This is a genomic window from Helicobacter pylori (assembly GCA_008032955.1).
In the GTDB taxonomy this organism is placed as follows: domain Bacteria; phylum Campylobacterota; class Campylobacteria; order Campylobacterales; family Helicobacteraceae; genus Helicobacter; species Helicobacter pylori_DC.
The window spans coordinates 1,310,171-1,333,615 of sequence record CP032046.1; the positions used below are offsets into that span (position 1 = coordinate 1,310,171).

Here is a 23,445-nt window from a genome sequence, read left to right on the forward strand (position 1 = left end):
ATTTTAGGGCTTCATTCACATTTCATTCACATGTTATTCCTTTTTCATTCACCACTTATTCACGCTATAATAACGCCATGGATACCAACAACAATATTGAAAAAGAAATCTTGGCGCTAGTCAAACAAAATCCTAAAGTTAGCCTCATAGAGTATGAAAATTACTTTAGCCAACTCAAATACAACCCTAACGCGAGCAAGAGCGATATTGCCTTTTTTTATGCCCCTAATAGGGTCTTATGCACCACGATTACGGCTAAATACGGCGCGTTGCTTAAAGAAATTTTAAGCCAGAATAAAGTCGGCATGCATTTAGCCCATAGCGTGGATGTGCGTATTGAAGTGGCGCCTAAAATCCAAATTAACGCTCAACCTAGTATCAATTACAAAGCCATAAAAACGAGCGTCAAAGACTCTTACACTTTTGAAAATTTTGTCGTAGGCTCATGCAATAACACCGTTTATGAAATCGCTAAAAAAGTCGCCCAAAGCGATACGCCCCCTTATAACCCGGTGCTTTTTTATGGCGGCACAGGGTTAGGCAAAACGCACATTTTAAACGCTATCGGTAACCATGCCCTAGAAAAGCATAAAAAAGTCGTGTTAGTCACTTCAGAAGATTTTTTGACAGACTTTTTAAAGCATTTAGACAACAAAACCATGGATTCTTTTAAAGCAAAATACCGCCATTGCGACTTTTTCTTGTTAGATGACGCTCAATTTTTGCAAGGAAAACCCAAACTAGAAGAAGAATTTTTCCACACCTTTAACGAATTACACGCCAACAGCAAACAAATCGTATTGATTTCAGACCGATCGCCTAAAAACATCGCTGGCTTAGAAGATCGCTTAAAATCGCGCTTTGAATGGGGGATAACCGCTAAAGTCATGCCCCCTGATTTAGAAACCAAACTTTCCATTGTCAAACAAAAATGCCAACTCAATCAAATCACTTTGCCTGAAGAAGTGATGGAATACATCGCCCAACACATCAGCGACAATATCCGCCAAATGGAAGGCGCGATCATTAAAATCAGCGTGAACGCGAACTTAATGAACGCTCCCATTGATTTGAACCTCGCTAAAACCGTTTTAGAAGATTTGCAAAAAGATCATGCTGAAGGCTCAAGCTTGGAAAATATCTTACTCGCTGTCGCGCAAAGCTTAAATCTCAAATCCAGTGAAATCAAAGTCTCTTCGCGCCAAAAAAATGTCGCTTTGGCGAGAAAATTAGTCGTGTATTTCGCCAGGCTTTATACCCCTAACCCCACGCTTTCGCTCGCTCAATTTTTGGATTTAAAGGATCATTCAAGCATTTCTAAAATGTATTCTAGCGTTAAAAAAATGCTTGAAGAAGAAAAAAGCCCTTTTATTTTAAGCCTTAGAGAAGAAATCAAAAACCGCCTGAACGAATTGAACGACAAAAAAACCGCTTTCAATTTGAGTGAATGAAAAAAGGCTTATCAAAAAGCGTTTCATTCACTTTTTTTTACATCCCACAACCCCCCTAAAAACGTGCGTCTCTAAAGCTTTTTAATTTTTCATTCCATCCATTCACGCCCCTACTACTGTTACTAATTATATTAATTAAAGTGTTACCTATCTATAACTTATTGATGACTTTTACTAAACCTTTTTTTAAGATATAATCCAAAAATCCAAAATAAAAAGGAACAAGCATGAAAAAAACCCTTTGTCTGTCTTTCTTTCTGACTTTCTCTAATCCTCTTCAAGCCCTTGTGATCGAGCTTTTAGAAGAGATCAAAACTTCGCCGCATAAAGGCACTTTTAAGGCTAAAGTCCTTGATTCTAAAGAACCAAGACAAGTTTTAGGCGTTTATAATATCTCCCCACACAAAAAACTCACGCTCACTATCACCCACATATCCACTGCAATTGTCTATCAACCCCTTGATGAAAAACTTTCTTTAGAAACGACCTTAAACCCTAACCGCCCTACTATCCCCAGAAACACCCAAATTGTCTTTTCCTCAAAAGAATTGAAAGAGTCGCACCAAATGCCTTCTTTAAACGCACCCATACAAAAACCACAAAACAAACCCACTTCATCGCAACAATCTCCTCAAAACTTTCCTTACCCAGAGTCCAAACTAGGCTCTAAAAACCCTAAAAACAGCCTTTTACAGCCTTTAGCCACTTCTAATAAAATAAGCCCTACTAATGAAGTTAAAACGCCAACAAACGACACTAAACCCCCTTTAAAGCATTCTTCAGAAGATCAAGAAAACAACTTTTTTGTAACGCCACCCACTGAAAAAACGCTCCCTAACAACACCCCTAACGCTGATATTAATGAACACAATGAAAGCAATGAGAATAGGGATAATGCGGAAAAACAAGCCATTAGAGATCCTAATGTTAGAGAATTTGCATGCGGGAAGTGGGTCTATGATGATGAAAATTTACAAGCCTATCGCCCAAGCATTTTAAAACGCGTTGATGAAGACAAACAGACTGCGACAGACATTACCCCTTGCGACTACAGCAACGCTGAAAATAAAAGCGGTAAAATCACTACCCCCTATACTAAAATCTCTGTCCATAAAACAGAGCCTTTAGAAGAGCCGCAAACTTTTGAAGCTAAAAACAATTTTACCATCCTCCAAGCTAGAAGCTCTACAGAAAAATGCAAAAGGGCCAGAACACGAAAAGACGGCACGACTAGGCAATGCTATCTGATAGAAGAGCCCTTAAAACAAGCGTGGGAGAGCGAGTATGAAATCACCACGCAATTAGTGAAAGCTATTTATGAGCGCCCCAAACAAGACGATCAAGTAGAGCCGACTTTCTATGAAACCAGCGAACTAGCTTATTCTTCCACACGAAAAAGCGAAATAACGCGCAATGAATTGAATTTGAATGAAAAGTTCATGGAATTTGTGGAAGTGTATGAGGGACATTATTTAAACGATATAGTCAAAGAAAGCAGTGAATACAAAGAATGGGTTAAAAACCATGTGCGCTTTAAAGAAGGGGTGTGCATGGTTTTAGAAATAGAAGAGCAACCACGAGCCAAAAGCACGCCTTTGAGTATTGAAAACTCTCGTGTTGTTTGTGTCAAAAAGGGGAATTATTTATTCAATGAAGTTTGAGATGGTGGCTTGAGGCGGAATCGAACCACCGACACGAAGATTTTCAGTCTTCTGCTCTACCGACTGAGCTATCAAGCCAAGCAAAAGACAATTATTACATAAAAAAGGTAAAATAAAGCTTAATTTTTAAAAAATGACTAAAAAATATAATTTACTCAAAAGGGAACAAGGATTACAATGAAATTGATTTCATGGAATGTGAACGGATTAAGAGCTTGCATGACTAAGGGCTTTATGGATTTTTTCAATAGCGTTGATGCGGATATTTTTTGCATTCAAGAATCTAAAATGCAGCAAGAACAAAACACCTTTGAATTTAAAGGGTATTTTGATTTTTGGAATTGCGCGATTAAAAAGGGCTATTCTGGGGTGGTAACTTTCACTAAAAAAGAGCCTTTAAGCGTGAGCTATGGTATCAATATAGAAGAGCATGACAAAGAAGGGCGCGTGGTAACTTGCGAATTTGAGTCGTTTTATTTAGTGAATGTTTATGTCCCTAATTCCCAACAAGCCCTATCTAGGCTTAGTTATCGCATGAGTTGGGAAGTGGAATTTAGAAAATTTTTAAAAGCTTTAGAGTTAAAAAAACCTGTCATTGTGTGCGGGGATTTGAATGTGGCTCACAATGAAATTGATTTAGAAAACCCTAAAACAAACCGAAAAAATGCGGGATTTAGCGATGAAGAGAGAGGGAAATTCAGCGAGCTTTTGAACGCCGGTTTTATTGACACTTTCCGTTATTTTTACCCTAACAAAGAAAAGGCTTACACCTGGTGGAGTTACATGCAACAAGCGAGGGATAAAGACATTGGTTGGCGCATTGATTATTTTCTATGCTCTAATCCTTTAAAAACGCGCTTAAAAGACGCTTTAATCTATAAAGATATTTTAGGGAGCGATCATTGCCCGGTGGGGTTGGAATTAGTTTAAAGGTAGAAAGTGTGCGAAATAAAGACAGAAAAAAGCCTTACAAAGGGTGAGTCGTATTCAAAAGCAAAAGGCCATTTGATCCCCACTTCAATACTAGCGTCATGGTTGAATAGCACGGTTTGGAATTTAAACCCCACTAAACCCAACATTCTGAAATTGGAAGTTTTGAGCGAAAACCCTTGAATGCTACGCCAATCGTCAATGATAAAATTCGCGCTGTGTTTGGAAATCGTCCATGTGTTTTCGGCAACTTGCATGCCATAAAAAAGGGAAAAAACATACAAGGGGTTTTTATTGTATTCCACGATCAAATCCCCTCCAAAGCCGTAAGTGAACATGTTCGCTTGAGCGCCCGTTCTTTTATTGAGAATGACATTCCCGTAATCCATAAAAAAGTAATAGCGCGAATAAAACCAGTAATTAGTGGGGTTAATCTCCCAGCCTAAAGAAAAGCTCGCCCCTTCAATCGTGCGTTTGAGATCGTTGTATTTTTTCATGATCATTTTGCCTACCTGATATTGAGAAGCCACATAAAAACGGCTTTTGGCTTGCGTAAGGGTAGGACTTAAAAAACAAACGCTTAAAAATAAAGGGGTTACTTTTTTAAATAAATCCTTTGAAAAAAATTTCACACTTTAATACTTCCTGTTGAGTGGGGAGTTGAGATTGTCTTGGTGGTTAGTGGCTCGTTGCAAAACGTTGTTCGTTCTTTTTTGCGAAGGATCAGCGTTTTCTTCATTATTGATTTCATCAATTTTATTTTCGTTATTGATCAGATCATTCACTTCTTTGGTGACTTTTTCATCTTCTTCTTCATGTTCAATTTTTTTTATATCCTTATTCGCTTGATTGATTGGATTGTTTTGCATCGTTTTGGTGGTTTTAGTGTTGTTTTGGTGCGATTGGGACGATTTTTTAACTTCATCTTTACATGCAATAAACAGGCTTAAAACAAAAGAGATAGCGATAAAATGAGTGATTTTAGATTTCATCAATTAAATTTCCTTAAGTCAATGTATAATTTGACTATCTTATCATAAAAATGATTAAGGATTGGCTAGGGTAAGAACAAATTGCAAGAAACAGATGATTTATTAAAAACATTGAATGTGAAATCGCTTTTAGAAGCTTTGCTTGTTTATACGCCCAAAGGCTATAAAGATTTGAATTTATTAGAGCGTTTTGAAACGGGCTTGAGCGGCGTTTTAGAAGTGGGTATTTTAGAGAAAAGAAACTACGCCAAAGTTTTAAAGATTTTTGCCTATTCCAAACGATTTTACAAAAATTTAGAGCTTGTTTTTTTCAATTACAGCATGTTCCATTATAACCAATTTAAAACCGGCGAGAGTTTGTTTATTTATGGTAAATTAGAGCAAAGCTCTTTTAATCAAGCTTATATCATTAACACGCCTAAAATCCTTACCGAATTTGGAAAAATTTCTTTAATTTTTAAAAAAGTTAAAAATCATAAAAAAATACAAGAAAATTTACAAAAACTCATTTCATTAGAAAATTTAAAAAAGGAAGGCGTTAAAGAAAATATCGCGCGTTTGTTGTTAGAAATCTTTTTCCCCACGCCGCATTTTGTCAAGGATTTTGAAACGAATAAAAATTTCCCTTCACAACATTTAAATGCATTAAAATACATTGAAATGCTTTTTTATATGAAAAATTTAGAGCACAAAAAATTGCAATTCAGTGCTAAAATCGCATGCCCCAATAACAGCGAACGCTTGGATAATTTCATCGCTTCTTTACCCTTTAAACTCACGCACGATCAACAAAACGCCATTAAAGAAATCCAAAACGATCTCACCAGCCCCATAGCGTGCAAGCGTTTGATTATAGGCGATGTGGGGTGCGGGAAAACGATGGTGATTTTAGCGAGCATGGTATTAGCTTACCCTAATAAAACCCTTTTAATGGCGCCCACTTCCATTCTCGCTAAACAGCTTTATAACGAAGCTTTAAAATTTTTACCCCCTTATTTTGAAGTGGAATTACTGCTTGGCGGGAGCCGCAAGAAGCGATCCAATCATTTGTTTGAAAAAATCACGCATGTGGTTATAGGCACGCAAGCTTTATTATTTGATAAGCGCGATTTGAATGAATTCGCACTAGTAATCACTGATGAACAGCATAGATTTGGCACCAAGCAGCGCTACCAATTAGAAAAAATGGCGAGCAGTAAGGGCAATAAACCCCATTCTTTGCAATTTTCCGCTACCCCCATTCCTCGCACTCTGGCTTTAGCCAAAAGCGCGTTTGTGAAAACGACCATGATTAGAGAAATCCCTTATCCTAAAGAAATTGAAACTTTAGTTTTGCATAAAAGAGATTTTAAAATAGTGATGGAAAAAATCAGCGAAGAAATCGCTAAAAACCACCAAGTCATTGTCGTTTATCCGCTGGTGAATGAAAGCGAAAAAATCCCGTATTTATCGCTCAATGAGGGGGCGAGTTTTTGGCAAAAACGCTTTAAAAACGTTTATACCACTTCAGGGCAAGATAAAAATAAAGAAGAAGTGATTGAAGAATTTAGAGAGTTAGGGAGCATTCTTTTAGCGACTACGCTCATTGAGGTGGGCATTTCTTTACCACGATTGAGCGTGATGGTGATTTTAGCGCCTGAAAGGTTAGGCTTAGCGACTTTGCACCAGTTAAGGGGGCGCGTATCTCGTAACGGCTTGAAAGGCTATTGTTTTTTATGCACGATCCAAGAAGAAAACGAACGATTAGAAAAATTTGCTGACGAATTGGACGGCTTTAAAATCGCTGAATTGGATTTAGAATACAGAAAAAGCGGGGACTTACTCCAGGGCGGGGAACAGAGCGGGAATAGTTTTGAATACATTGACTTAGCCAAAGATGAAAACATTATCGCTGAAGTGAAACGGGATTTTTTGAGAAGCGTTTCACGGGGAACATTTGAAAATTAAGGTGGAATTGGGTAATTTAAATCATTTAAAAAAGGATAGAGATGCAAAATAAAGAAATTTGTGGAGAAAAAAGCGTTAAGGAAAAAAATTTAGAGGTTTTTAATCGTTATTTTCCCGGTTGCTTGAGTGTGGAAAATGATAACAAGCTCACGCTAGATGTGAAAAGATTAAAAGCGTTACTAGGGGATTTTAGCGAGATAAAAGAAGAGGGCTATGGGTTGGATTTTGTGGGTAAGAAAATCGCCTTAAATCAAGCTTTTAAGAAAAATAATAAGATTTTAAAGCCCTTAAACGAATCCACTAGCAAGCACATTCTCATCAAGGGCGATAATTTAGACGCTCTCAAAATCTTAAGACAAAGTTATAGTGAAAAAATCAAAATGATTTACATTGATCCGCCTTACAACACTAAAAATGAGAATTTTATCTATGGCGATGATTTCTCGCAATCCAATGAAGAGATTTTAAAAACATTGGATTATTCTAAAGAAAAGCTGGATTATATCAAGAATCTTTTTGGGTCAAAATGCCATAGCGGGTGGCTTAGTTTCATGTATCCTAGATTGTTGCTCGCTAAAGATTTGCTCAAACAAGACGGCGTGATTTTCATTTCTATTGACGATAACGAAGCCGCCCAACTCAAACTTTTATGCGATGAAATTTTTGGGGAGGGGAATTTTTTATCATCTTTGACTTGGCTTAAAGGTAACGCACAAAATGATGCCCAATATTTTCAAAACAATTACGAAAATATTCTTGTTTATGCAAAGCATGTTGAAGCGCTCAGTCTTAATCGCATGACTTCAAAAAAAGAAGTCAAAGTATTTTGTGAAAATGATAAATACTATTATGAAGGGGCTGGGCTTACAACAGGCGGAGCTGGAGGGACTTTAAACGCACGAGCAAATTTAGGTTATAGTATTTACTATAATCCTAAAACGCTAGATTTTTTAGGTGTAGATGATTATGATAAAGAATTAGCAAAAAGTAGTAATGATGAAAATTTAGTTTATAGTGATAGACAAGACTTATTAAAACAAGGTTATGAAATTATAAGACCTCCAAAAAAGGGTGTTGGACTTGGGTGTTGGACTTGGGCGTTGGATACTTTTAATAGTAATAAAAATATTATTTCTATTAAAAAAAATAGTAGAAATGAATATGTAATTTGTAAAAAAGAATTTTTAGATAAAAACCAAGTCAAACAAAATGAAAACGGCGAATTTTATGCTATTTTAGACAAGTCATCGCCCGCAAGAAATGTGATAGAAAATATCGGCGGTGGTAATGGGACAAAAGAAGTTAATGATCTTTTTAATCAAAAGATTTTCAATAACCCTAAACCTACAAAACTCATTAGTCGACTGATTGAATTATCCACCAATGAGGGCGACATCATCTTAGATTTTTTTGCCGGGAGCGGGACAACCGCGCATGCCGTGTTGGAGAGTAATAAGAGCGATTATCAAAAATTAAGTGAGGGGGGGGGGGTATTTAATGGCTTGAACGCCGCATTTAAAGAAAGGCGCTTCATTCTCGTCCAGTTAGATGAAAAAATTGATCCCAAGAAAAACAAAAGCGCGCATGATTTTTGTTTGAACACCCTAAAATCCACCTCGCCGAGCATTTTTGACATCACCGAGGAAAGGATTAAAAGAGCGGGGGCTAAAATCAAAGAAGCTTGCCCCAATTTAGACGTGGGGTTTAGAGCGTTTGAAATCGTTGATGATGAAACGCATGCGAACGATAAAAATCTCAATGAAACCAATCAAAAGGATTTATTCGCTTATTCTAACCCAAAAAAAAGAGAAACTCAAACGATTTTAACCAATCTTTTATGCTGCGAGAATTTAGAGCTAACCACCCCTATAACTTGCTTGATTGAAAACGCCTTGTATCTGGCTCAAAATACGGCTTTCATTGTGGGGGATATAGAAATGAGCGAAGTTTTAGAAAACTTGAAAGATAAAGGGGTGGAAAAAATTAGCGTGTATATGCCAGCTATCAGTAACGATAGGCTGTGTTTGGAATTGGGCAGTAATTTGTTGGATCTGAAGTTAGAGAGCGGCGATTTAAAGATTAGGGGGTAGAGATGAAAATCAAATTCAAACGATTGGATTATCAAGAAAAATGCTTGAATCAAATTTTAGGGGTGTTTAAGGGGATTTATTTGAGAGAGCCAAAAAATGACGCTCAAAGGATTTCTAACCCTGTTTTTGAAATAGGGGAACTCAAAGATCTTTTATTAGAAAATATCCAAAACTTGCAATCAGAGCAAAAAATAACCCAGAAAAGCGTGGGGATTGACAAGTCGTTAAACTGCGATATTTTAATGGAAACAGGCACCGGGAAGACCTTTTGCTTTTTGGAATGCGTTTATGCCTTGCACCAAAACTACCATTTGTCAAAATTTATCGTTTTAGTGCCAAGCAACGCCATTAAATTAGGGGTTTTAAAGAGTGTTGAAATCACAAGAGAATTTTTTAAAAGCGAATATTCTAACACGCATTTAGAAAGCTATGAAAATGCAGAAAGATTCATTCTAGCGAGCAACCATAAATGCTGTGTGTTGGTGATGACTTTTTCTGCCTTTAATAAAGAGAAAAACACTATCAATCAATCATGCTTAGAAAACACGAATCTGTTCAATGGCGCAAAAAGTTACATGCAAGCTTTAGCCAGTATCCGCCCTATCGTGATCTTAGACGAACCGCACCGATTTTTAGGCGATAAAACAAAAAAATATTTGGAACAATTAAACGCTTTAATCACGCTCAGGTTTGGGGCGACTTTTAAAGATGATTATCATAATTTGATTTACGCGCTAGACAGCAAAAAAGCGTTTGATAATGGGCTAGTGAAAAGCATTAGCGTGGCGTCTGTGGGGGAGAGTGATGAGTATTTTTTAGAGCTTAAAGAGACTAACAAAAAACAAAATGAAGCGACGATCAATTACACGAATTTAGAAAATAAAACTCAAAGCGTCAAAGTCAAAACGCATGATAATTTAGGCGCGCTAACTCATATCAGCGCTTTAGAAGATTACATTGTAGAAAACATCACTAAAAATGAGATTCGTTTTCTCAATGGCGTTAATTTGTTGCTGGATCAAAAAGAGCCTTTTTCTTATTTTGTAGAGGGCGAGCAAGAAGTGATGCTGAAAGAGGCGATAAAAAGCCATTTTGAAAGAGAAGAAGGGCTTTTTAAAAAGGGGATTAAAGCCTTGTGCATGGTGTTTATTAGCGGGGTGAATAGCTATTTAAGCGAAAATGAAAAGCCGGCTAAATTAGCCCTTTTGTTTGAAAAACTTTACCAACAAGAGCTTGAAGAAGTCTTAAAAAAGCCTTTAGACGAAAATTATAGAGCGTATTTAGAGCGCACCAAAGACGCTATTCAAAAAGTGCATGGAGGGTATTTCGCTAAAAGCAAGAAAGAGGGCGATGAAACTAAAACGATCGAACTCATTTTAAAAGAAAAGGAAAAATTGCTGAGTTTTGATTCCGATCTCAGGTTTATTTTTTCGCAATGGGCGTTGCGAGAGGGGTGGGATAACCCTAACGTGATGACGATTTGCAAATTAGCCCCCAGCCATTCCAATATCACTAAATTGCAACAAATCGGTAGGGGGTTAAGGCTCGCTGTGAATGATAAGGGCGAACGCATCACTAAAGAGCATGCGGATTTTGATTGTGTCAATGAATTAGTCGTGATCGTGCCGCAAGTGGAGGGGGATTTTGTGGGAGCGATCCAGCAAGAGATAAGCGAACACAGCTTGATCAAACAAGCATTCAGTGGGGGAGAGCTAGAAAAAAGCGGCATGGTTAAAAAAGGGTATTACGGGGCTTTATTTGAAAAGTTGGAGGGTTTGGGTTTTGGAGAAAGAACAGATGATGAAAACTTTAAACTCACCCTCAATCAAAACGAATTTTTAGAAAAAGCACCGGAACTAGAAAATTTAAAAGATGAAACATACTTGGATTTTGAAAAATTAAAAGATTTTTTAAAAAATCGTTTAATTGGCCATTTTAGAGTTAGGAACAAAAACGAGCGAAAAACTGAAAAAATCAAAATCAATAAAGAAAATTTTAAAAAATTTGAAACCTTATGGGCGGGTTTGAATCATCAAGCTAGGATCGCTTATGCCATTGATAGCGAGAGTTTGATTGATGAGATTGTCAAAAAGATCAATGCTTCTTTTAAGGTCAGTTCAAAAAGCGTTTCGGTTACGATGCATAAAAAAGTAGAAACGATGGGAAATAACGCCACAAAAAAGGAGTTTGAGCGAGAAAGCGCATGCGTGTGGAGTCTGCATGAATTTATCAGCGCCTTGTCTAATAAGGTGAAATTGAGTTTTAAAAGCGTGGCTAAAGTGTTAGAAAACATTGATGAAAACAAGTTTAATGAAATTAAAAAAAACAAACAAGAGGGTTTAAAGCGCTTAGAAGATCTGTTTTTGGAAATCATTTATCAAAATATTGAAGATAAAATTTTCTATCAAATGCGCGAAACGACGATTAAAAACAGAAAAAACGATGCGTTTTATGATGAAAAGGGAGAAATCAGAGAGTTTTTAGACGGGAGTTTGGGGGCGGATAAATATGAGATTAAAAATTCAAGCGTGCGAGAAAAATGTCTGTATGAAAATTTCATGCAAGTGGATAGCGAGATTGAAAAAGACACGATTGAAGAATCTAACGACACCAAAATCATTGTTTTTGGCAAGCTCCCTAGGGTTAAAATCCCGATAGGGTTAAATCAAACTTATAGCCCTGATTTTGGGTATGTGGTTGAAAATAACGATAAAAAAGTGTTGTTAGTGGTAGAAACTAAGGGGGTTGATAAAAAAAGCGAATTACGCCCTGAAGAAGAGCGGAAAATTTCAACCGCTAAGAAATTTTTTGAAGCTTTAAAAAAGCAAGGCGTGAATATTGAATACCAAACCAAAATGGGAAAAGATCAATTAAGTGCATTGATTAATGAGGTTTTAAATCGTAAAGATTAGAGTTAATAAGCTCAATTACTCTAATGTTTCACATGGAACAATTTCAATTTGAATCAATTTAAACTTAATCTTTAAAAAGGTCTTATTGAAATGAATACGATAAGGTTTGATTAAATTTACTAAGGAGTAGTCAATGGGGTTAAAAATTATCAATATAGAGAATTGTTATGGGATAGGAAAGATACAAAAAACATCTTTAGATTTTTCAAAATCAAACAGCTATCTTTTATATGCTCAAAATGGGGTTTTTAAAACTTCATTTGCAAAAAGCCTGACCGATTTGATAAATAACGAAATGCCAAAAGATAATTTTTATCCTAATCGTAAAAGTAAAATAGAGATTGAATTTAATGGTGAGAAAATATTAAAAGAAAATGTTGCTGTTTTTCATTCTTATGATGAAGAATTTAGCTCTGAAGACAGCGTTACAACTTTTATGGCAAAATCAGAACTCAAACAACTATATGATAATATTCTTTCAGAATTAGAAAAAGAAAAGAAGGCACTTTTAAAAAGTCTTAAAAGCGGTTTTAATTATGAAAAAGAAATTGAAACCATTAAAAATAAAAATTTTTATGAAATTTTAGATAATCATTTGACCGAAATAGAAAACAGCGAAGAACACTATTCTTTTAAATATCATGATATATTTGATAAATCAGAAAAAGTGAAAGACTTTGTCAATAAGAATCGTGATTTGATTGAGCAATATTTTAATAAATATCAAGAGTTATTGTCTCAATCTAAGATTTTTAAACATATGAATAGTGGGGATTTTGGAACAAACCATGCTGATGATCTTAAAAAAGCTCTAGAAAATAACAGGTTTTTTAAAGCTAACCATAGTTTGAAAATTGCTGGAGAGGAAATTACGAATTATCAAAAATTGTCAGATATTTTTGAAAATGAAAAAAATAGAATTGTCAATGATGAGAAGCTTAAAGAGAGCTTTGATAAGATTGAAAAAGTCATAAATGCTAATAAGGAACTTAAAGCCTTTAAAGATGCTATCAGTAAGGATAATACATTATTGACAGAACTTTTAGATTATGATTCTTTTAGAAAAAAGGTGTTGTTTAGCTATCTTAAACAAGTTATTCAAAATGTTAAAAGTTTGGTTAATCTTTATAGAGAGAAAAAGCCTAAAATAGAAGAAATTATAAAACAGGCTAACAAAGACCAGAAAGAATGGGAATCTGTCATTGAAATTTTTAATCAAAGATTTCTTGTTCCCTTTAAAGTGGAGCTTCAAAATCAAAAAGATATTTTATTGAATAAAGACACCGCGCAATTTAGATTTATATTTTCTGATGACAATCAGGATATGAATGTTCAAAAAGAAGATTTGCAAAAACATTTAAGCGGAGGAGAAAAGAGAGCGTTATATATCTTACAAATCTTGTTTGAAATTGAGGCTAGAAAAAGAAGCGACGAAGTCCAACTCTTAGTTTTTGATGATATTTCAGACTCTTTTGATTATAGAAATAAGTATGCAATTATTGAGTATCTTAAGGATTTGCAAGAATGCAGACAATTTAAATTGCTTGTGATGACACATAATTTTGATTTTTATCGCACCCTAGAAAGCCGTTTGAGTATTCCTAGAGAACAGATTAAAATGATCCGCAAAAATGATGCTAGAGAAATAATTTTTGAAAATGGTGGGTATTTGAAGAGTTTTATTAAATATATTAGAGACTCAGAAAAAGATAAAGACTTTTTCACACTGATACCTTTTGTGAGAAATTTAATTGAATACACAAACTTTCAAGCAGACAAAGACAACAATTATATAAAACTTACAAGTTGCTTACACATGAAAGAAGATACAAAAAATATTCAAATTCAAGAAATTTCAAAGATTTTTGACAGCGTCTTTGGCACAGAGCGAAAAAAGAAAAAAATTGAAGAAGATAACTCAAAATTATATTTTCAAGCAATTTATGATATTGCAGAAGAAATTTATAACGATAAAAATCGTAATCATATTGAACTACAAAATAAGATTATTCTTTCAATGGCGATCAGATTAAAAGCTGAAGAATGGATGTTAAATAAACTAAATCAAGAATTCGAATCGATGAACAATCAAACAAGGGAGTTATATGATGTCACTAAAAAAGAACTATCTGATGATGAAAAAAGGGTTATACAAAAGGTTTTAATGATTACTCCTGAAAATATTCACATTAACTCTTTCATGTTTGAACCCATTTTAGACACACCCCTTGATCATTTATATACATGTTTTGAGGAAGTCAAAAATTTAAATTAAACAAGGATTATCAACAAACTGATTACTTTAATGTTTCACATGGAACAATTTTAAAGAAAAGCGTTTTATTTAAAATTCATTGCGCTTTTGTTATAATCGTTTTTATCCCATTTCAAAGGCGTTTTATGATGAGTTTCGCTCGCATCCCGCTCAAAGATTTTATTAAAAAACACAATCCCCAAGAACCCAAAAAGGAAACTATAGAAGATTTTGAAAAAGAAATAAACAGCTTATTAGAAAACGCAAAAAGACGAGATGATGAAGAATTTCAAAAAAATGAAATTAATAAGTTTTTAAAAAACACTTATGGCTATCGCTGCAACACCCATAAAAAAGTGGATAGCGCGATCTATGTGGATGGGGAAGTTTGGGTGCTTATTGAAGTCAAAGCTCTAAATAAAAAGACAGAATTCCCTAAAAACAAAGAAAACCCACTCAGTAAGGCCTTTTGTCAAATGGTTTTGTATTTTTTAGAAGAGAGAGAAAAAGAAAAAAACAATTCCCTAAAACACACCATTATTTGCAATGCGCATGAATTTTTTCTCTTTGATTGTAAGGATTTGCTTTTTTTAAAAGAAGATCAACGCATCAAAAAATTCTATAAAAATTACGCTCAAAAAGAAGGCACAGACTCTTCAAAACCAAAATTTTACGAAGATTTAGAACAATATTTGAAAGAAGATTTTCAAGGCAAACTCCCTTATACTTACTTTAATTTAAACGATGATTTTAAAGAACTTCCTTTGATTTATCAAGTTTTAAGCCAAGAAGTCCTTTTAAAACAAAAGAAAACCCTTGACGCTAACACGCTTAACAAAGATTTTTATGAAGAATTGCTCTACATTTTAGGGTTAGAAGAGCAAAATGAAAAAGGGAAAATTTTAATCAAGCCCAGCCGCACCCAAAACTCCCTAAGCGCTGCTTTAAAAAAGAAATACGAAAATTTAGACGATGAAGAAGTCATGGCGTTGCTCATCGCTTGGAATAACAGAATCTTGTTTTTACGGCTTTTAGAAAGCCTTTTAATTTCTTTCAATCATTTTGAAAAACCTTTCTTAACCACAGAAAACTTTAAAGATTTCAAGGCCCTAAACACCCTCTTTTTTGAAGTTTTAGCCAAGAAAAATAACGAGTGTTCCTTAGAAAAAGAGATTTCAGGAAAAATCCCTTATTTGAATTCCAGTTTGTTTGATAAAACGCCTTTAGAATTAAAGGGGCATGAAATCAAATCGCTCAATAACGAGCCTTTAGAGATTTACCCTAAATCCGATCTTAAAAAACATGAAAAATACCAAAAAGAAAAAGCTTTGCCCTTGCTGGAATACCTTTTTGCATTTTTGCATCTTTATAAATTCACCACCACCCCTGAAGACATTAAAGATAATAAGGATACCAGCGAAAGCCATTTGATTAACCCTAGCGTTTTAGGGCTTGTTTTTGAAAAACTCAACGGCTATAAAGAGGGGAGCTTTTATACCCCAAGCTTTATCACAAGCTACATGTGTAAAGAGAGTATCACGTCCATCGTGTTGGATAAATTCAATCAAAAATATAATATAGAATGTGAAGATTTAGAAGAATTAAAAAATTACCTCACAAGCTATAAAAAGGATAAACGCAAAGAATACTTGCAACTCCTTCTCACTTTACGCATTTGCGATCCGGCGGTGGGGAGCGGGCATTTCTTGGTTTCTGCGCTCAATGAAATGGTGTGGATTGCTTATGAGCTAGGGCTTATTGCTTCCTTGTATCGCCACTCTCTCAGATTAGAAAACGATGAAATCATCATTCAGAACATGCAAACGGGTGAAATCTTTAACTACACCAAAGCGCATAGCGAAAACGACCCCCACCACCACATCCAAAAAGAACTTTTTGAACTTAAAAAATCCATCATTGAAAACTGCCTTTTTGGCGTGGATATTAACCCCAATTCTTGCGAAATCACCAAGCTTAGGCTATGGATAGAGCTTTTAAAATACAGCTATTATATTTTTGAAGAGGGCAAAAACACTAACGCGCTTGAAACCCTCCCCAACATTGATATTAACATTAAGTGCGGTAACAGCTTGATCTCACGCTTTAGCTTGCATGACGATCTTAAAAAGATCCCCAACATCAAGAAAAAAATCCAAGAATACAAAGATTTAGTCGCTCAATACAAAGACCCAAACCCTCTCTTTCCTTTAAATAAAACAGATCTCACCAACAAAATCCAAGACCTAAAAACAACTTTTTCCCTAGAGCTCAAAGACTCTAAAACCAAAGCAGAGCTTGAAAAGGCTATTGAAAAACACATCAAAAAATACAATTTCTTTGCTCTAGATGATAAGAGTTTGCTAGATGGGTTAAATTACTTTATCCCAAGCCTTTTTGGCGTGCTCAAACTAAGCCCTAAAGAAGAGGAAGAGGCTTTTGCGTCTTATGGGCGTATTAGAGCTTTAAGAAAAAAGCTTGATGATGCCTTAAGTGGTAGAGAGTATCAAAATGCGTTTGAATGGCGCTTTGAATTCCCTGAAGTGTTGAACGATGAGGGGGATTTTTTAGGCTTTGATTGCATCATTGGGAATCCGCCTTACATCCGCCAAGAACAAATCAAAGACATAAAGCCTTTATTAGAAAAGCAATACCCAGATTTCTACAACAGCACCGCTGACATTTACACCTACTTTTTTGCCCTATCTTACCACCTTTTAAAAGAAAAGGGGTTTAACGCTTTCATCACTTCCAACAAATACGCGCGAGCCAAATACGGCGCTAAATTAAGAGGATTGCTGCTCAAAAAAACCACCATTGTTAGCTACATGGAATTAAACGCCTTAAAAGTCTTTGAGAGCGCCACCGTGGATACCAGTATTACGAGTTTCATCAAACAATCGCCCCCTAAAGAGAGCCGCTTTAATTATTGCAAACCCACCCCAAACGATAAAAACGATTTGAAAAGCGCCCACTCTTTGCCCATGAGGCAAAACGCGCTTTCAACAGAAAGCTTTATTTTTGCCAACGCCACGCTTTTAGACTTAAGGGACAAAATAGAGAGTGTCGGCACCCCGCTTAAAGACTGGGGTATTCAAATCAATTATGGGATAAAAACCGGCGCTAACGAAGCCTTTATCATTACCACTGAAAAAAGAGAAGAGATTTTGAACGCTTGCAAGACGCAAGAAGAAAGAAAGCGCACAGAAACGCTCATCAAGCCTATTTTAAGAGGGAAAGACATTAAAAGGTATTCTTATGAGTGGGCGGGGGAGTGGGTTATTAACACCCATAACGGCTACACTTCTAATCTCAAATCTAAAATCCCTCCCATTGATATAGAAAAATACCCCGCAATCAAAACGCATTTAAACTCTCATTACGACACTATTGCAACACGATCCGATCAAGGAGACACCCCCTATCACTTAAGGAATTGCGCGTATTTAGAGGATTTTGAAAAAGAGAAAATTGTGTATCCTTGTATTATGGCTAAAGAGCCTTGTTTTGTTTATGAAGAAAAAGGATTTTATGCTCCAGCGCCTGCAAATATTATTACAGGCGATAAGATAGAAATCAAATATATCACAGCCTTATTAAACTCTAAATGCATTTATTTTGCTATGCGTAAGTTTTATATGGGAGGAGGTATTGAGGGCGAGTTAAAAACAAATAATTTAGAAAAAATACCCATTCCTAAAATCACGCCACAAAACCAAGAATTAGCCGATAAAATCACCGATGGCGCGAAGCAAATCCTAGCGCTAAAAGAAAAAGACCCTAAAGCCAACACTCAAAGATTAGAAAAAGAAATTGACGCCTTAGTCTATCAGCTCTACCACCTCACCGATGAAGAAATCAAAATTATTGAAGACGGGCAGTGAATGGAAAAGTTATTTGAAAAGATATTGCATGAAATGAGATCAAGAATTTCTTTTCTGCTTGCTTTTGTCGTTTCGCTTATTGTTTTTATTGTAAATCCAAAAGGGGTTTTTCACTTTATTTTTGAGTCTATTTTCCAATACACCCAAAACAAAATCCTTTCTTTTTCTCTTTCTTTTTTCTTTATTTTCTTTTTCTTTTACGCTATTTTTCTTATTTTTTATCAAATATTTCTTTGGTATAGGGTTAAAAAATACGAACAAAATGAAAGAGATAAAATAGATAAAAAACTGCTCATCAAATTCATCAATTCCCTAATGAGATAAAAAAAGAACTTTATGAATGTTATTCTAAAAAACAAAATAAAATTCCTAGAACGAAAGAACTTGATAATTTGATAGGTCATCTTAGTTTGAGGGATTTTTTTGAACCGACAGAAAGTGATTATATTGTCAAACCGGATGTTTTAAGGGCTATAAAAAAATACCATAGAATTGCTTTTGAATCTATATATTGGCAACAGAACAAATAAAAAGCGATTGATCTTTGTCTAAGAAACACCCCCCTTTAAAAAAGGGGGACTCTTGAAAAACTATCGTTTGATTTTTAATTCCAAACAAAACCCTAAAAAACTGATTTTTAGGTATAATGTTTGAGTATTTACTATGATTTTTTCTCATAGAAGTCTCCTAGACAAACTTTACCCCCTAATCTCTAGCGAAAAATTAGGGGGTGAGCGTTATTTTATCCTAATCTTAAAAAAACGATTTTTATAAAAGCTTTAAATCACTAATTTAAAATCATATTAAAAAACTTCACAAGCAATAAAAAGCACTTTACCTTAAAGGAAACCCCTTAAATAGGGGAAACCTTTGGTTTTAATGGGTTTTTTTAACAACGATTTTAACCCTATACTTAAAAAAAGGTATTTTTAAGTATAATACGACCAAAGGCTTTTTACCATGTTTTTTGGACATAGTAATCCTTTGAAGGTAATTTACCCCCTAATCTCTAGTGGAATAAAAATTAGGGGGTGATCGTTATTTTATCCTAATCTTACAAAAACGATTTCTATAAAAGCTGCAAACCACTCATTTAAAATCGTATTGAAAAACTTTTCTTCCAAATTTTTGAAATTCCATTAAATATTTGTTCAATACCGCAAATTTTTAACTTAAAGCTTATTTTTAGAGCTTAAGTTATTGGCCTTACTTTTTTCTTGAAAAATATCTTTATAAATAAAGAGATTAAAATCATTGAAAAAGGAATGGTTAGAAAGTTAACAATATTTAGTTAAAATTAGCAAAAACTGACTAGGAGGTATTAATGGTCAATACTTTGGAGCTAGCAAAATATATTCTTAAGCATTCAAACAAAGAATTGAGCAACCTGGAATTGCAAAAAACTTTGTATTTCACAGAGCTTGACTATATCAAAAAGTTTGACAAACACCTAGTTTCTGATGATTTTGAAGCTTGGAAATACGGGCCTGTTGCAAGGGAAGTGTATTATGAATACCGCAATTATGGTGCCAATTCCATTGACAAACCCAAAGAAGAAACGCTCTCACAAAATCTTAGAAAAGATGAACTTGAAACCATCAATTGCTCCATAGAAAAATGCAGCAAAAAATCCTATTGGGATTTAGTGAAAGAGAGTCATAAAGAAGATGGTGCTTGGCATAAAATCTTCAAAGAAGATAGAAAAGAAATCATTAGTAAAGATTTGATCAGACAAGAAGCCAAACAAACAAATGGAAACTAAAGAAGTAAGATAAAGATAAAAAGCTAGAAAAAATTATTGTATTGCTGTGTGAAGAGGGGGATTTGTCTAGCCAAACAGATCAAATCATCAAAGATCTCAAAGAAATCTATCAAGGAGAATACAAGCATAAATACTCAAAAATTACAACTATTATTTTAAATTCCACAAGGGATAGAGAGCAAGCCTTTATGACGCTCACACAAAATATAAGGACACTCAAAGAGATTCAATAATAAAGAAGTTGAAAGCATTAAACCAAAACTAGAAAAGCTTTATGATCACATGAATTTAGAGTGTATCAGACTGCAAGATTTTGATGAGAAAATGAGTAGAGTTAAAGATATTTCTATCAAGTTAGAAGATCTAAATAAAAACTATGAAAAATTAAGCGAAGAATTGAATAAGCAACAAACACAATACATAACCATTTTAGGTATTTTTGCCTCTATTGTTTTAACATTTGTTGGGGGATTGGCATTTTCCACTTCTGTTTTATCAAATATTGACAAAGCGAACGCCTATCGTTTGGTTTTTGTTATGGCTTTTATAGCTTTATTTTTTTGGGAATATTTTGTATCTGCTTTTTTCTTTTTTATCAAAAATATCCTTATCAAAAGAGAAAAAAGATAAACAAGAAAATTTTTTCAAAAAACCCATGTTTTGGTTTAATTTAATAGTTACAATTCTACTTATGATTGGTTTTGTGGGAGAATTGCATATAATACAGAGATTAGTTTCTAAATATCTTTAAATTCAACCCAACCCATTTTTGCGTCCATTCTAATAAAATTTGATGCAAATTTTTCTTAATTGGGTGTTTTTTGCTATTTTGAAAATTTCAATATCATTCATTGAAAAACCTGAACTATTTCTTTCAAGTTTAGCCTTAAGAAATTCAACCACGCGCTTATTGAACACCGCAAGCCTTTTAGCTTAAATTCCTTTTGATTAAGGACTCAATAAGTTTCACAGAAATCATTTCAATTCTTAAACAAAGACTCTAAAGCTTCTACCCCCACTTTTGGCGTTTCTTTTTCGCTTTCATTTTCTGCGTTTTCTTTGACGCTAGGAATGGTTTCAAACTCTATGTGATAGCCTGTAAGCATGGACGCTAAACACACATTCACCCCGCCTTTACCGATAGCTTTAGATTTTTCAATGTCTAATAAGCGCACTTTAGCCTTTTGCAAATGGTTATTGACAATAAAACGCTCTTGAACGGATTCTTTTTCTTCAGCATTCAATTCTTCTATGGGGATTTTTTTAATTTCAACGCTTAAAATTTTGGCTGGAGCGAGCGCGAGAGTGATATAAATTTCAGGCACATTAGAATACTCTATGCAATCAATGTTTTCTTTATTCAATTCGTTACTGATCGCATTAATGCGCACGCCCTTAACCCCCACAGCCGCGCCTATGGGATCAATCCTAGCGTTATGGGAAAAAAAGCTCACTTTCGCTCTGTTGCCTGGGATTCGCGCGCAATGGATGATTTCAATTTCTTTATCTTTAATTTCAGGGACTTCTAATTCCAACAAAGCTTCAAGCATTTTAGGGGTGGTGCGGCTCAGCTCTAATAGTAAGCCTTTTTTCGTGCGTTTGACTTGCGTTAAAACCGCTTTAATGCTATCGCCCACTTTAAAACTCTCGCCCTTGATGCGATGGCGCATGGAAAGAACGCCCTGAAATTGCTGCTCAATCTCAATAAAGGTGTTTTGATTGTGATCCACTAAAATCACTTGCCCCATTAAAACGCTGTTAAGACGCTTTTGAAACGCTTCAAAGTGGCTGTCTTCTAACGCTTTTTCTAGTTGGTATTGCAAATCTTTAAAAAGGCGGTTGATCGCCCCTTGCTTCATGCTCTCCAAACTCAAGCTGTAAGACAATTCGTCCTTAATCTTAACGCTTGGATCCATTTCTTTGGCTTTAGACAGGCTGATGTATTTAGAAGGATCGTTAATTAACCTTTCATCATCATCTTCTAAAACTTCCACCAACTGGATAAGCTGGAGCTGCTTGTTTTCTTCAACCACCAAGTAGCGCGCTAGGGGGTCTAACTCGTTTTGCGCCATTTTTAACAAACAGCCTTGAATCACTTTTGAAATCATCTCTTTAGGCAAATTTTTTTCATACGCAATGCATTCTATAAGGTCGCTGATTTTTTCCATTCTTAAGTTCCTTTAAATTGATGTTCTGTCGTTTTTTGTCATTCTCTATTGTGGGGAGCGGCGCGTTTAAAAGAAATTTTATTATAGCGAATTTTTAAGCCTTATTAAGGATTTCTTTTAAAACCAGAGCGATTTTTTCCAAATCTTTTTCATTCAGGCTAAAGACTTCAAAACACACAAATTCGCATGAAATTCTTGTAATAACGCCTTTTTGGAAAAGCTTTAAATAAAGTTTCTCACCATTTAAAGCGTGGGTGTTTTTGGACTGGATTTTCACGCAAAAGGATTCCAATTCCCTACCAAACAAATTCCCTATTTTAGAAAAGCTAGAGGCTATACTCACATTCAATTCTAAAGGCTTTAAAAGGGCGTAGAGTTTGAGAGCTTTTTGCAATAAGGCATCTTTAGTTTGGTGGAGTAGCGCATGGATTGCAATGTCTTCTTGATGATTGACCCATGCTTTTAGGCTGCAAAAAAGCAAGGTGAGCGTGATTTTACCCACTCTCAAGGCTCTATAAAGGGGGTGGTTTTTTAACATTTCAACCCATTCTTTTTTCCCCATAATAATGCCCGCTTGCGCGCTGTTAAAGGATTTATCCGCGCTAAAGCTTAAAAGCGATGGTTTTAGGGCTAAAATTTCTTCTAAAGTCGTTCTGTCTAATAAATCCACATCCCCTAAATTGTAATAATCTATCAAATCATGCTCTTTAGCTAGGGTTTGTAAATCTTTAAAGGGCGTGTCTTTTTTGAAAGCGGGGTTGTGGGTTTTAAAGAGCATTTTGCTGTTCTCATTCAAGGCTAAGCGGTAATCCCTTAAATAAGCGCGATTGGTATTCCCCACTAAATGCAGCCTAGCCCCACTATTTAACAAAATATCCTTAAGGTTAAAATTCCCCCCCACTAATTCGCCATAAGAAACAATGATTTCTTTTTCTTGCGCTAAAGCGTTAGCGATGAGGAATACCGCGCTGGTGTTGTTATTCACAATCAAAACCTCTTCAGCGTTAAAACACGCCTTAAAAAGCTGTTTTAAGGGGGTTAAGCGGTTCGTTTTTTTAGCGGTGTTGAGATCGCATTCTAAATCAATGGGTTGGGTTAAAACTTCTTTTAAATAAGGTTCAATTTTTTCATAAAATTGCGGGCTAAAAAACGATCGCCCATGCTTTTCATCAAAAACGCTCGCGCTCGCATTGATGATTTTTGATAAGGGTTTTTCAAAAGATCCGGGGTTATTTCAAGCGTTTCTTTAGTCGTGATGTTAGCCATGATGAGCGCGTTTGGTTCCTTTTTTGAGAGCTAAAACAAGCGTTATCTTAAACTAAACTCGCTAAATTTTTGATAAAACTACTTTTTTAAAATCCTTAAGAGCGTCTTAATGAGTTTATTGAGCGAGCGGA

At 35.1% G+C, this 23,445-nt stretch carries 13 protein-coding genes, 1 tRNA gene and 2 pseudogenes; 11 read left to right on the forward strand and 5 right to left on the reverse strand.

Annotated features, from left to right (window positions below; translation table 11 throughout):
* Window positions 1-77 precede the first annotated feature (77 nt).
* Both dnaA and D2C72_06470 read left to right on the forward strand, forming a co-directional pair.
* Complete coding sequence (dnaA, locus tag D2C72_06465) at window positions 78-1,451, forward strand: chromosomal replication initiator protein DnaA (GenBank protein QEF43895.1); 1,374 nt, start codon at window positions 78-80, stop codon at window positions 1,449-1,451.
* A 227-nt stretch (window positions 1,452-1,678) separates the two neighbouring features.
* On the forward strand, window positions 1,679-3,112 hold the full coding sequence (locus D2C72_06470) for a competence protein (GenBank protein ID QEF43896.1): 1,434 nt from the start codon (window positions 1,679-1,681) through the stop codon (window positions 3,110-3,112).
* 2 nt (window positions 3,113-3,114) lie between these two features.
* Here the strand turns inward: D2C72_06470 and D2C72_06475 are convergent.
* Window positions 3,115-3,190 (reverse strand) — tRNA-Phe (locus tag D2C72_06475).
* Between the two features lie 99 nt (window positions 3,191-3,289).
* On the opposite strand from D2C72_06475, the gene D2C72_06480 reads away from it, so the two are divergent.
* On the forward strand, window positions 3,290-4,042 hold the full coding sequence (locus D2C72_06480; protein ID QEF43897.1) for an exodeoxyribonuclease III: 753 nt from the start codon (window positions 3,290-3,292) through the stop codon (window positions 4,040-4,042).
* Here D2C72_06480 and D2C72_06485 read toward each other — a convergent pair.
* Window positions 4,039-4,674 carry an outer membrane protein gene (locus tag D2C72_06485; GenBank protein QEF43898.1) on the reverse strand — a complete coding sequence of 212 codons (636 nt, stop codon included), beginning with the start codon at window positions 4,672-4,674 and terminating at the stop codon, window positions 4,039-4,041. The genes D2C72_06480 and D2C72_06485 overlap by 4 nt on opposite strands.
* A gap of 3 nt (window positions 4,675-4,677) precedes the next feature.
* Window positions 4,678-5,034, reverse strand: a complete 357-nt coding sequence (locus D2C72_06490; GenBank protein QEF43899.1) for a hypothetical protein — start codon at window positions 5,032-5,034, stop codon at window positions 4,678-4,680.
* Window positions 5,035-5,115: 81 nt separating this feature from the next.
* Between D2C72_06490 and recG the strand changes: the two genes are divergently transcribed.
* The 8 genes and pseudogenes from recG to D2C72_06530 all read left to right on the forward strand — a co-directional run bounded on the left by recG (window position 5,116) and on the right by D2C72_06530 (window position 20,631).
* Entirely contained in the window at window positions 5,116-6,981 is a 1,866-nt protein-coding gene (recG, locus tag D2C72_06495) for an ATP-dependent DNA helicase RecG (GenBank protein QEF43900.1), read from the forward strand.
* A 41-nt stretch (window positions 6,982-7,022) separates the two neighbouring features.
* Window positions 7,023-9,071, forward strand: a complete 2,049-nt coding sequence (locus D2C72_06500; GenBank protein ID QEF43901.1) for a site-specific DNA-methyltransferase — start codon at window positions 7,023-7,025, stop codon at window positions 9,069-9,071.
* Window positions 9,072-9,073: 2 nt separating this feature from the next.
* Window positions 9,074-11,983: a DEAD/DEAH box helicase gene (locus tag D2C72_06505; protein QEF43902.1), complete on the forward strand. Its 2,910-nt coding sequence runs from the start codon at window positions 9,074-9,076 to the stop codon at window positions 11,981-11,983.
* A 133-nt stretch (window positions 11,984-12,116) separates the two neighbouring features.
* Window positions 12,117-14,258 (forward strand): hypothetical protein, encoded by a 2,142-nt coding sequence (locus D2C72_06510; GenBank protein ID QEF43903.1) that lies wholly within the window; start codon window positions 12,117-12,119, stop codon window positions 14,256-14,258.
* 125 nt (window positions 14,259-14,383) lie between these two features.
* Window positions 14,384-18,118, forward strand: a complete 3,735-nt coding sequence (locus tag D2C72_06515) for a class I SAM-dependent DNA methyltransferase (GenBank protein ID QEF43904.1) — start codon at window positions 14,384-14,386, stop codon at window positions 18,116-18,118.
* Window positions 18,119-18,648: pseudogene (locus D2C72_06520) on the forward strand (hypothetical protein).
* 794 nt (window positions 18,649-19,442) lie between these two features.
* Entirely contained in the window at window positions 19,443-19,880 is a 438-nt protein-coding gene (locus D2C72_06525; GenBank protein QEF43905.1) for a DUF4065 domain-containing protein, read from the forward strand.
* A gap of 32 nt (window positions 19,881-19,912) precedes the next feature.
* Window positions 19,913-20,631 (forward strand): annotated as a pseudogene (locus D2C72_06530) (hypothetical protein).
* Between the two features lie 229 nt (window positions 20,632-20,860).
* Here the strand turns inward: D2C72_06530 and nusA are convergent.
* A complete protein-coding gene (nusA, locus tag D2C72_06535) occupies window positions 20,861-22,048 on the reverse strand; it encodes a transcription termination/antitermination protein NusA (GenBank protein ID QEF43906.1) in 1,188 nt (395 codons plus the stop codon).
* A 94-nt stretch (window positions 22,049-22,142) separates the two neighbouring features.
* Window positions 22,143-23,246 (reverse strand): L-seryl-tRNA(Sec) selenium transferase, encoded by a 1,104-nt coding sequence (locus D2C72_06540; protein ID QEF43907.1) that lies wholly within the window; start codon window positions 23,244-23,246, stop codon window positions 22,143-22,145.
* Window positions 23,247-23,445 lie beyond the last annotated feature (199 nt).